Origin of the sequence: Actinosynnema pretiosum, from assembly GCF_024171695.1 — a bacterium.
GTDB lineage: Bacteria > Actinomycetota > Actinomycetes > Mycobacteriales > Pseudonocardiaceae > Actinosynnema > Actinosynnema pretiosum.
In genome coordinates this window covers 279,628-290,925 of record NZ_JAMTCF010000004.1, presented here as the reverse complement: position 1 = coordinate 290,925, position 11,298 = coordinate 279,628, and the positions used below count along the sequence as shown (strand labels likewise).

Sequence of the window (11,298 nt, the reverse complement as noted above, 5' to 3'; positions counted from 1 at the left end):
GTCTGTCCTGGGGGCGGGGGTCTGTCCTGGGGGTGGTTGCGGATCACCACCAAGGTGGGACCGGCGGGCGGGCAGCGGCGAGCCGGGCAGGTGGGCGCGGCCAGACGAGTCGACGCCAGGCGCGCACCGGGCGGGCAGCAGGTGGGACCGGGCAGGCAGGGCTAGGCAGGCAGGCGCTGGGCAGGTGAGCACCGGGCGACGGGCGTTAGGCGGACGGGCGTTGAGCGGACGCCGGGTAAGTAGGTGCCAGCCAGGCGGACAGGCATTGGGCGGGCAGATGCCGGGCAAGTAGGTACCAGGCGGGCGGACGCCGGGCGAATAGGTACCGGACGGGGACCGGGTAGACAGGCCATTCGGCGCGGTGGATACGCGACGGTAAGCCGCGAGCGGGAACGTCAACGGCGCAGGCGCCCCACGAGGTCAAGATCAACTGGAGCCGCAGGGGACGAGCGTCGAGCGAAGAAGCGCTTGCCCGCCAAAGACCCGCGCACCCTGAGGCCGCTCAGCCCGGCAAAGCTGCTCTCCCCGACAAGGCTGGCCGACTCGGAAAGGTCGGTCGCTCAGCACGGATGCTCAGCAAGACAGCGCCGGTCAACTCACGGCACCGGTCGACTTACGGCACCGGTCGACTCACGGCATTGGTCGACTCATGACGCTGGTCGACTCGCGACGCTGGTCGGCTCAGCGAGCTCAGGTTCGCCCGTGCCACGGCAGGTGCGGGTTTCCGGCCAAAAGCGTGCTGAGGCCCGCCCCAACCGGGGCGGGCCTCAGCACGACTACTGGTCCTCGGGCCGGATTACTCGCCCTCGAAACGACGACGGAAGCGTTCTTCCATCTTCTGGGAGAACGAGCTGCGACTGGTCGGCCTGCTTCCCTGCGCTTCGGGCTCCTCGGCACCCTGCTCACCGCGACGCAGCGTCGTCACTGTGAGCAGCACGCCGAAGAACATCATCAGGAAGCCGACAACGCTCACCACCGGGATACCAGCGAGCTTCGGCAGCATGACACCGGTCACGAGCAGTGCGACACCCACGGCGAACAGCACGATGCCGTAGATGCGACGCCGTCGGGACGGTTTGCGCAGCTTCGCGCCGCGCACGGTGGATGCGAACTTCGGGTCCTCGGCGTAGAGCGCGCGCTCGATCTGGTCGAGCAGTCGCTGCTCGTGCTCGGAGAGTGGCATGGCTCCTCCTCCGGCACAGCGGTCGCGGGCGCCGGGTGTCGCGGTTGCCGCCGGTCCCGGCGGACGCCCCGCTTTGGGGGTGTCACGTCAAGGATACGATTTGGGGAGCTTCTCGACTACCCAGTCGTAGGACCCGGACGGTTCCTTCTGTCACCATCATCCTCACGGGTCAACGGTCAGGCCCCCGTGAGGTCGCAAGGTCATCCTGCGGTCAGCCCCCACCCCTCGGCGGAGCACTGCCCGGACGCCTCACCAGGCGGCAAACCGCAGGACGCGAAGGACTCGCGCACCCCACGACGTCGACCGCCGACCCTGCACAACGGCCTCGCGCGCGACCACCTGAGCCATTCCGCCACCCCCCTCCCGAGGCCCGCGCGCGCCCCTCCCGCTCCCCCGCGCCGACACCCCGGACCGCCCTGCGGCGGAGAGCTGCGGCACGAGAGGTGACCAAGATCACCTTGTGTGCGCACTCGGGCGGACGTCGGTACAGCCTCCCGGACCGCACCGCTGCGGACACAGAGCCCTTTGGCCGCCCCGCAGACGTGGCTGTTGACCACGCGACTTGCGGAGTGCGGGGCGGGCCTGCCCATGAATCCCGACAGCGCAAGTTGATCAAACCGAGCGCGAGCGCGGGACTGCCACCCGAACCACGCGGTGAACGACGACAGCGGACCGACGGCAGGCACCACTGCCCCGGCGGCAGGCACGACTGACCGACGGTGGGGGCGGGGCAGGACGGTTAGCGGGACAGGACGAGAAGACGAGGCGGGACAGGACGGGGTTAGCGGGCGAGGGCAGGAGGCGGACGAGGGCGATGGATGACCGGTGGAGGACAAGAACAGCAAGCGGCGAGAGAGGGGCGGTGGATGACGGGCAGCGGGTGGCGGGTGGCGGGCAGCGGATGGCGGGTGGCGAGTGGCGGGCAATGAACAAGGGCGTTAGACGGGCCTCCGGCTGGATGGTGGTGGGGAGACGAGGACGGTTGGCGAGGACGGCAGGTGGGGGGCGGTGCAGGCTGTGGGTGACTCCATCCGCATGGACGCCACCCCTATGAGGTAAGCGAGTCCACGAGGTGAGCGGGGTGGTTGGTCGGCGGGGCTGCGGTTCGTTGTGGGTGACGGAGTGACGTGGGGGCGGGCTGGTGTGGGGGCGGGCCGGCTTAGGGGGCGGGGCGCGAGTTGGACCTGGGGTGCGGCAGGAGCTTGGGGCGTGACCGGTGGCGACCGGGCGGAGTGGGGCGGCCGGGCTTGGGTGGGGTGTGCGGGGCTGGGCGGGTTTGCGGGTCAGTTGTGGGCGTGCGGTGGGTGGGTGTTGTGGGGTCGGGGTTGGTTGGATGCCGTTCTTCGCCGTCAGGGGTGGGCGGGGGCGGGTGTGGGCTTGGGCGGTTGCCCTGGCCAGGGCGGTGAGGAGTTCGGGGCCTCCCGTTCTGAGGGTTGTGGGGTCGGTGTGGACCACGACCGCGCCCGCTGCCAGCAGTGCGGTCGAGGCGGATCTCCCGGTTCTGAACTGCCAGGCCAGGCCTGGGGCGTCCCACCAGGCGTCGGCCACGCCCAGCGGGTCGCCGTCCGACGTCGTGATCGTGGGGCCCCACCTCGGCTCCGGCAGGCCGAGGCGGGCGGTCAGCTCTTGAGCGCGCTTCACCGCCAGCGGTGGGCGTTCCACCACGGCCAGGGCTTGGCGGGTCGCGGCCGTCGCCTTCGGGAGGAGCTCGCGCAGGTCCGCCGTGGACACCTCGGTCCTGGTGACCACCTCGGTGAACACGGCGCTCAGCGCTCGGGGGTTCGCCAGGACCCGCGCCGCGTCGGTGGCGGCCCTCGGCAGCGGGGCCACCGGGAAGCCGTCCTTGAGCTGGGGGCACGGCGGGTGTCTGGTGGCCATCACCCTCACCCGGTCGGTGGGTGGTTTGCCCCTGCGGCACAGGACGAGGACCTGGCCCGCCGGAAGGAGCGAGCGCATCCCGTGCAGGTGGAGCGCGTCGACGCCGGTGAGCTGGGCGCCCGCCCCGGCGTAGCAGAGGGCCGCGCGGGCCCACTGGGCGCGGGTCGGCGGGGTCGCGGCGAGCAGGAGCACTCCGGGGAGCAGGCGCTGCCACGGGCCGCCCCGCTCGCAGCGGGACAGGAGTTCGGACGCGGGCAGGCCGAGGCGGACCAGGAGCGCGGCCGAGGCCACCCGGTTCGCGAAGAGGAGGGCCAGCGCGTCGAGGTCGATCGTGGGGGTTCGGGTCATGGGTCCACTGTGGGTGGTGGGGGTGGCGGGTGGCGAGGAGGAAGAACGGGGGTTGTGGAGAAGTCGGAGGGTTGTGGAGAACTCGGGGGAATAGCGGGGTTCGGTCGGTGGGGTGGGGTACGCGCGCGGCAGAAATGCGGAAAGGCTCCCGGTGGCCTGGTGGCCGCCGGGAGCCTTTGCACAGAAGGTGATCACCCCTCGAAATCACCTTCACCCGATCAGAACCTCGCCAGTTCCTCCTCCTGGTTGATCTCCTGATCGATTTCACGCGCGGTGACGCGCACGCCGGACCAGGCGTCGTAGAGGGCGACCAGTCCGCCCGCGGTGCAGAAGGCGATCGCCAGCGCGGTCACGCCGTCGACCTCCAGCCGGGTCAGCACCACGGCCAGCGCCCACAGCTGGATGGCGGAGAACAGCAGCGCGCAGGCGAGCCGCTCGGTGAACTTCCTGCGGGACCTGATCTCGGCTTCACGGCGGATCATGGCTCCCCCTTTCGTCATGACTCCTTTTTAGAAGCCTTTCCGAAGGGGATCTGCGTCAGATGACGCACTGGGCGCGAATTCAGTCCGCGTAACCCTGGAGGCGTCGGACGTCGTGAATGTCCACCACTCGCCTTCCCGTGGAGATGATGCCCTCGGAACGCAGGGTGCGCAGCACCCGGACCAGTGATTCTCGCGAGGTTCCGGCGATTCCCGCGAGTTCTTCCTGGGTCATCGGCACGGCCCCCTGGTCGGCGATGCCGCGCTGGAGCGCCACGTCGAGCAGGACGGCGGCGACCCGCTGGGTGGCGGTGCCGCTGATCTGCACGCGCTGGCGGTCGGAGTCGCGCTGGCGGCCGACGACCACCCCGAGGACGGCCCAGGAGATGCCGGGCTCGCGGCGGCACAGGGCGGTGAACGAGGCGGAGGTGAGGACGAGCGCCCTGGTTCGGCCGCTGGCGCTGACGGTGGCCGAACGGGGCAGTCCGTCCACGGCGGACCGCTCGCCGACGATGTCGCCGGGGCCGCGCACCGCGAGCAGGCGCTCGCCGGTCGGGGTCGCGGCGGTGACCCGGAGGAGGCCTTCGCGGACGACCAGGACGTGCGCGGTGGTCTCGCCCTCGCGGCACACGACGGCGCCGCGCGCGTAGTCGCGCTCGACGCCCGAGGCGCGCAGGAGGGCCTGCTCCGCGACGGTCAACCGGGTCCAGAACCGCTCCACCAGAACAGGGTGCACTCGGTTAGCGCGAACGGGTGGAGAGCACGCCGGGATGACACCCGAACGGCGGTGCGGCGGCTACGGAACTCCGGGAAGCGCTGCCGGACAAGGCGTTGAGCAGCGCACACGGGGGATAGAGAGCAGCGGGGGGGCAGCACACCGGAGGAGAGGGAAGGCGGAGGGAGAGAGGAGGGAGGAAGGACGCGGAGGGAGGAGGAGGAGGAGGAGGAGGAGATACGGCGGAGCGGGCAAGGCAAGGCGAACGGGAAGAGGCGGGCGGGGAGAGGCGGGCGGGGCGGGCGAAGTGAGGCGGACACAGCGGGGCGGACACGGCACGGCAGGGCGGGGGGCAGCAAGACGGCAGCAGTGGAACGGAAACGGCGGGGCGGGAGGGCTGAACGGTGGGCCAGGAGCGGGCCCTCGATGGCGAGGCCCGAGCGCCGGGAGCCGGAGTGGCGGGTCGGGAGGACGTGCCCTGGACAGCGGGGCCGGAATGGCAGGAGCAGGACGGAGAAAGCGAGACAGTGGGGCGAGAACAGCAGCACAGGAGCTACAGGGCCGGGGAGAGCAGGCCCCGAACGGTGGGACCGGAACCGCAAGACCTCGGATGGTGCGACCGGAGGGTGAAGGTGTGCGGAGGTGGTGGACCAGCGCCTCCCGCGCTCAGCGCCCCTCGGGGCGGCGTTCCGGTTTCGGCTCCGGTTCCGCCGAGCGGGTCGGGGCGGTGGAGAGGAGGGAGGCCGGGCGGACGGCTGCCGTGCCGAAGCGGGTTCTCGCCTGGTCCGCCGCCTGCTCCGCCTCGCGCCAGCCGCGTTCCGGCGCGTCGAACGCCAGCTGCTCCCCCGCCGTGCCCTCGGACAGCTGCTCCACCCGCACCCCGATGAGCCGCACCGCCCCCGGTGGCACGTGGTCGTCCAGCAGGGACGTCGCCGTCGCGTACACCTCGCGGGCCACGTCCGTGGCCACCCGGAGGGTTCTCGACCGGGTGATCGTGGTGAAGTCCGCGAACCGCACCTTGATCGACACCGTCCTGCCGCGCAGGCCCTTCGCGCGCAGCGACGCCGCCGTCCGCTCGGACAGGCGCAGCAGCTCCAGCTTCAGCACCGCGCGGTCGAAGTGGTCGACCTCGAAGGTCTCCTCTGCGCCGATCGACTTCTCCCTGGTGTACGGCACCACCGGGCGGTCGTCGTGGCCGCGTGCCAAGGCGTAGAGGTGTTCGGCCAGCGCCACGCCGACCGCCTTGCGCAGCCTCAGCAGCGGGGCCGCCGCCACGTCCCCGACCGTCTCCAGCCCCAACCGGTCCAACTGCTCGGCGGTGCGCTTGCCCACGCCCCACAGCGCCCCCACCGGCAGCGGGTGCAGGAACTCCAGCGACCGGTCCTTCGGCACCACCATCAGGCCGTCCGGCTTGCACATGCCCGAGGACAGCTTCGCCAGGAACTTCGTCGACGCCACCCCGACCGAGCAGGTGATGCCGTGCTCCCGCTCCACGTCGACCCGCACGCGCGCGGCGATCTCGGCGGGCGTGGCCTTGAGCCTGCGCAGCGCGCCGCCGACGTCCAGGAACGCCTCGTCCAGGCTCAGCGGCTCGACCAGCGGCGTGACCTGCCGGAACAGCTCCATGACGCCGCGCGAGACGTCCTGGTACTTGGTGAAGTCCGGCGGCAGGAACACCGCGTGCGGCGCGAGCCGCTTGGCGTGCGCGGTGGGCATGGCGGAGCGGACGCCGTACTCGCGCGCCAGGTAGTTCGCCGACGCCACGACGCCCCGGTGCGCGGTGCCGCCGACCACGACCGGCAGGCGCGCCAGCTCGGGCCGGTCGCGGATCTCGACCGACGCGTAGAAGGCGTCCATGTCCACGTGCAGCATCCGGCAGCCCGCGTCGTCCGGGACGTCCCCCTCGCGCACGCGGAACCGCTCGACCAGCCCCTTGGGCAGGTTGGCGCTGCGCCCCACCGGATCCCCTCCGCACAACCCCTGAGACTCGAACTGCTGTTCGACAGATTAGTCGATCCGGTAGACGCGGCGCGCGTTGCCACCGCTCATCATCCGGGTGATCCGCAGGGCGTCTTCATCCGAAAGAGCACCGCTGGTGAGCTTGCCCCGCAGGACCTCCGACAGCCCTCGCCGGAACAGCAGCGCGCCCAGGTGGTGCAGCTCCGCCAGCGCGCAGGCGTCCGACGAGTAGAGGAACTTCCCGAACGGCACCAGCTCCAGGGCCTCGGCGAGCACCGCGGCGGCCCGGTCGCCCACCCCGTGCGTGGCCAGCCCGAGATCGGCGTGGACGTGCGGGAACACCTGGGCGAGGTACCCGGCGGTCCGGTGGAACGGGTAGTTGTGCAGCAGCAGCACCGGGACCCCGAGCGGCTGGACCGCCCGCAGCAGCGGGGTGAGCAGCGCCGGATCGGCCCGGTGCAGGTCGAGGTCCGAGTCCCCGTAGCCGACGTGGAACTGCACCGGCAGCCCGCGCTCCAGCGCCTCCCACACCAGGAACCGGGACAGCACCGGGTCCGCGCACCGCCCGGAACCCGAGGCCGACCAGCGCGAAGCGGCCCGCGCCACCTCGGCGTCCGACGGCCGCGCGGGGTCGAGGTCGAGCCCCACCCGGTAGGCCGCGATCGACTTGGCCGCCACCGACCGGGAGCGCTCCAGCGCCGAGCGCACCCGGTCCGGGAACCCCGCCGCCGTCCCCTCCCCCACCACCAGCTCGGCCAACCGCTCCAGCCGCAGCACGTCCAGCGAGCGCCCCCCGAACGCCGAGGGGTCGACCAGCTCGCCGGGCAGCCCGGCGTCGACCAGGAACACCTCCACCCCGGCCGCCCCGATCAACCGCCGGTTGACCTCGTCGGCCCCCAGCTCGGCCCGCCGCTCCAGGTAGGCGTCCGGGGAGGCGTGCGCCGGGAGGTCCAGCACGGGCGCGCACCACCGCCGCACCGCGAACCCCACCGCCGTGTCGAACAGGCTCGTCCCCGGCGCCGCGACCGGGGCCTCCGTCAGGCGCGCCTCGAACGCGGCCCGGTCCAGCTCCCCGCCGAGCACCCCGTGGCAGTGGTGGTCGATCAATGGGGTGGTGTCGACCACCGCCAACGGCGTTTCCACTTGTCGCACCCTAGCCGCGCCCGGTAGCCAACGCCGTCATGGACGCAGCCGAGCGGGAGCACCGCAGGGACCGCGCTTCGGGCGTGGTGGACGAGCTGGGCAGGCGCGGCGTGGTCGCGGTGGCGATCACCTGGGTGGACCACAGCGGCATCACGCGGGTGAAGTCGGTCCCGGTGGCCCGCCTGCCGTGGGCCGCCGCCGAGGGCCTGGGGTCGGCCGAGGTGTTCGACGCCTTCCTGCTGGACGACAGCATCGTGCCGTGCAGGCACGCGGGCGGCCCGGACGGCGACCTGCGGCTGCACCCGGACCTGGACCGCCTGGTGGTGCTGGCCGGTCAGCCGGGCTGGGCCTGGGCGCCCGCCGACCGGCACGCCCAGACGGGTGAGCGGCACCCGCAGGACGAGCGCGGTTTCGCGCGGGTGATGACCGAGCGGCTCGCCGAGCGGGGGTACCGGGTCAAGGCCGGGTTCGAGGTCGAGTGGGTGCTCGCCGAGCGCTCCGACGACTTCAGCCCCGTCACGACCGCCCCCGCCTACGGCCACGCCAGGCAGGTCGAGCTGTCCGACTACGCGGCCGAGCTGCTGTCGGCGCTGGCCGAGCAGCGGGTGGACGTGCTCCAGTTCCACCCCGAGTACGCGCCGGGCCAGTTCGAGCTGTCCACCGCGCCGGAGGAGCCGGTGCACGCGGCGGACACGGCGGTGCTGGTGCGCGAGACCGTGCGCGCCGTGTCGGCCAGGCACGGGATGCGGGTGTCGTTCTCGCCGAAGGTGGTCGCGGGCGGCGTCGGCAACGGCGGGCACCTGCACACGAGCCTGTGGCGGGACGGCCGCTCGCTGCTGTCCGGCGGCGACGGCCGGTTCGGGCTCGCGCCGGAGGCGGAGGCGTTCTACGCGGGGGTGCTGCGCAGGCTGCCCGCGCTGTGCGCGATCGGCGCGCCGTCGGTGGCCAGCTACCTGCGGCTGGTGCCGTCGCACTGGTCAGGCCCGTTCGCGGCGTGGGGCCTGGAGAACCGGGAGGCGGCGATGCGGCTGGTGGCGGGCCGGTCGGTGGAGGTCAAGTGCTTCGACCTGACCGCCAACCCGTACCTGCTGCTCGGCGCGGTGCTCGCGGCTGGCGCGGCGGGGCTGGCCGAGGGCGGCTCCCTGCCGGAACCGGTGGTCGGCAACCCGGCGGGTCACCCGGACGCGCTGCGGTTGCCGACCTCGCTGGGCGAGGCCGTCGCGGCGTTCGAGGCGGACGGGGCGCTCGCCGAGGCCATGGGCCGCGAGTTCGCGGCGACGGTGGCCGACGTGCGGCGCGGGGAGATCGCCCTGTTCGAGGACGTCGACGAGGACGAGGTGGTGCGGCGGACGCGCTGGCGGCACTGAGGCCGCCAGCGCGCTCCCGTCACACCCGGTGCGGCTGGCGCACGATCTTCTGCAGCTTCGCGAGCGCCCGGTGCTGCGCGACCCGCACCGCGCCGGGCGTGGAGTTGACCGCCTGAGCGGTCTCCTCCGCCGACAGGCCCACCACGACCCGCAGCACCAGGATCTCCCGCTGCTTGTCCGGCAGGACGCGCAGCAGCCGAGCCATCCGGTCGGACAGCTCGCCGTGCAGCGCCCTGGTCTCCGGGCCCGCGTCGGTCGAGACCGAGTCGGGCAGCTCCGGCACCGGTTCCGCCCGGTTGCGGGCGGCGGCCCGGTGCGCGTCCGCGACCTTGTGCGCGGCGATGCCGTACACGAAGGCCAGGAACGGTCTGCCCTGGTCCCGGTAGCTGGGCAGCGCCGTCAGCACCGCCAGGCACACCTCCTGCGCAACGTCGTCGGCGGACGCGAACGTCCGCTCCTGCCTGCCCACCCTCGCGCGGCAGTAGCGCACCACGACCGGGCGAACCACCGCCAGCAGTTCGCGCACGGCAGCCCTGTCCCCCGCTGCCGCTGCCCGAACCTGCTCGGGGTCGAACCGCCCGTCGACCCCTAACGCGCCGGTGACTCCGTCCATCTCACCCCACTCACCCCGTGCGGCGAGCCAGCACGTGCAACCGCGCGGCCACGTCCCGCAGGGGGGATCGCGTCGCGGCGGCCAGTTCCAGCTCTGCCAACGCCTCAGCCGCGCCGGGATTCGCCTCCAGCACGGCGCCGGGCACCAGATCTGCGACGACCCCGTGCCCCTGGAGAATTTCTACCGCCAGTCCGGCCGATGAGACCAGGGTCTCAAGACCTGTCACGTCGAACCGGCGCAGGAGCGGGTCGCGGGTCCCGGCGAGCTGACCGCCCTCGTCGTCCAGGAGCTTGCGGGCGTCCACGATCCGGCCGCCGATGGCCCGGTGCAGCACGGCGGCGTAGCGGTTGGCCACCAGCACCGAGACCGCCCCGCCGGGCGCCGCGGCGGCGGCGAGGGCGGCGAGCGCGGTGGCCGCGTCGTCCACGACCTCCAGCAGCCCGTGGCCGAGCACCAGGTCGGCGGCCCCGTCGCTGACCAGCTCGCCGAGCGCGTCGGTGTCGCCCTGCACGGCGACCACCCGGTCGGCGACGCCCGCCTCGGCGGCGCGCCGGGTCAGCGTGGCGAGCGCGTCGGGGCTCGGGTCCACCACGGTGACCGCGCAGCCCGCGGCGGCCAGCTGGACGGCCCACACCCCGGTGCCGCCGCCGACGTCCAGGACCCTGGGGGGCTCGCCGCCCCGCCGGTGCCTCGCGGCGGTCAACTCGGTGTCGAGCACCCTCTGTACGGCGTCCGGTCGCATGGCACAGAAGCCTAAGGGCCGTAGGCTGCACCTTGTGCATACGGTCGCGGTGCTCAGCCTCAAAGGTGGAGTGGGGAAGACGACGGTCGCGCTGGGTCTCGCGTCGGCCGCGCTCAGGCGCGGGGTGCGGACGCTGGTCATCGACCTCGACCCGCAGTGCAACGCCACCTCCACCCTGGAACCGGGGGAGTCCTCGGCCAGCGTCTACGACGTGCTCAAGGAACCGGCCCCGGAGACCGTGCGGGCAGCCATCGCGCCGTCGGCGTGGGGCGACGGGGTCGACGTGCTCTCCGGTTCGGAGGACGCGGAGCTGCTGAACCACCCCGATCCGGGTGAAAAGCGGTTGGGTCGGCTGCGCCAGGCGCTGGAGGTCGTCGAGGACGACTACCAGCTGGTGCTGCTGGACTGCCCGCCGTCGCTGGGGCAGCTGACCCGCTCGGCGCTGGTGGCGGCGGACCGGGCGCTGCTGGTGACCGAGCCGACGATGTTCGCCGTCGCGGGCGTGCAGCGCGCGTTCGAGGCGGTGCAGTCCGAGCGGGAGCACAACGACGAGCTCCAGCCGCTGGGCGTGGTGGTCAACCGGGTGCGCCCGCGCTCGCACGAGCACCAGTTCCGCATCGAGGAGCTGCGCGACATCTTCGGGCCGCTGGTGATGCCGGTGGCGCTGCCGGACCGGCTCGCGGTGCAGCAGGCCCAGGGGGCTTGCATGCCGATCCACGAGTGGGGGACGCCGGGCGCGCGCGAGGTGGCGCTGGCGTTCAACCTGCTGCTGGCGCGGGTGCTGCGGGTGAGCCGGAGCAGGCGCAAGGCCTCGCACCGGGACTTCGACGAGGACGAGATCCAGGAAGCGCACGAGGCGGTGGACGCGTGA

The 11,298-nt window shown here is 73.0% G+C and carries 11 protein-coding genes; 4 read left to right on the top strand and 7 right to left on the bottom strand.

Going from position 1 to position 11,298, the window contains the following annotated elements:
• The first annotated feature begins 36 nt into the window (after positions 1-36).
• Entirely contained in the window at positions 37-165 is a 129-nt protein-coding gene (locus LV78_RS40635) for a hypothetical protein (RefSeq protein WP_301306229.1), read from the top strand.
• A gap of 631 nt (positions 166-796) precedes the next feature.
• On the opposite strand, the gene LV78_RS10470 is transcribed toward LV78_RS40635, so the two are convergent.
• Complete coding sequence (locus LV78_RS10470; protein WP_015804477.1) at positions 797-1,183, bottom strand: SCO2097 family morphological protein; 387 nt, start codon at positions 1,181-1,183, stop codon at positions 797-799.
• Between the two features lie 1,723 nt (positions 1,184-2,906).
• On the opposite strand from LV78_RS10470, the gene LV78_RS10465 reads away from it, so the two are divergent.
• The gene (locus tag LV78_RS10465) at positions 2,907-3,194 is read left to right on the top strand and encodes a hypothetical protein (protein ID WP_253844649.1); all 288 of its coding nucleotides are present in this window, start codon (positions 2,907-2,909) and stop codon (positions 3,192-3,194) included.
• Between the two features lie 433 nt (positions 3,195-3,627).
• Here the strand turns inward: LV78_RS10465 and LV78_RS10460 are convergent, their stop codons facing one another.
• From LV78_RS10460 to LV78_RS10445, 4 genes are all read right to left on the bottom strand, one after another.
• On the bottom strand, positions 3,628-3,909 hold the full coding sequence (locus LV78_RS10460) for a hypothetical protein (RefSeq protein WP_253844648.1): 282 nt from the start codon (positions 3,907-3,909) through the stop codon (positions 3,628-3,630).
• Positions 3,910-3,970: 61 nt separating this feature from the next.
• The gene (locus tag LV78_RS10455; RefSeq protein WP_253844647.1) at positions 3,971-4,609 is read right to left on the bottom strand and encodes a Crp/Fnr family transcriptional regulator; all 639 of its coding nucleotides are present in this window, start codon (positions 4,607-4,609) and stop codon (positions 3,971-3,973) included.
• Between the two features lie 660 nt (positions 4,610-5,269).
• Positions 5,270-6,562, bottom strand: a complete 1,293-nt coding sequence (locus LV78_RS10450; RefSeq protein ID WP_253844646.1) for a DNA polymerase IV — start codon at positions 6,560-6,562, stop codon at positions 5,270-5,272.
• Between the two features lie 48 nt (positions 6,563-6,610).
• Positions 6,611-7,705, bottom strand: a complete 1,095-nt coding sequence (locus LV78_RS10445) for an amidohydrolase family protein (protein ID WP_253844645.1) — start codon at positions 7,703-7,705, stop codon at positions 6,611-6,613.
• A gap of 38 nt (positions 7,706-7,743) precedes the next feature.
• Between LV78_RS10445 and LV78_RS10440 the strand changes: the two genes are divergently transcribed.
• Positions 7,744-9,072 carry a type I glutamate--ammonia ligase gene (locus LV78_RS10440; RefSeq protein ID WP_253844644.1) on the top strand — a complete coding sequence of 443 codons (1,329 nt, stop codon included), beginning with the start codon at positions 7,744-7,746 and terminating at the stop codon, positions 9,070-9,072.
• 19 nt (positions 9,073-9,091) lie between these two features.
• Here the strand turns inward: LV78_RS10440 and shbA are convergent, their stop codons facing one another.
• Entirely contained in the window at positions 9,092-9,685 is a 594-nt protein-coding gene (shbA, locus tag LV78_RS10435; RefSeq protein ID WP_253844643.1) for an RNA polymerase sigma factor ShbA, read from the bottom strand.
• A gap of 10 nt (positions 9,686-9,695) precedes the next feature.
• Positions 9,696-10,427 carry a class I SAM-dependent methyltransferase gene (locus LV78_RS10430; RefSeq protein ID WP_253844642.1) on the bottom strand — a complete coding sequence of 244 codons (732 nt, stop codon included), beginning with the start codon at positions 10,425-10,427 and terminating at the stop codon, positions 9,696-9,698.
• 34 nt (positions 10,428-10,461) lie between these two features.
• On the opposite strand from LV78_RS10430, the gene LV78_RS10425 reads away from it, so the two are divergent.
• Positions 10,462-11,298, top strand: coding sequence for a ParA family protein (locus tag LV78_RS10425; protein ID WP_253844641.1), 837 nt, complete (start codon positions 10,462-10,464; stop codon positions 11,296-11,298).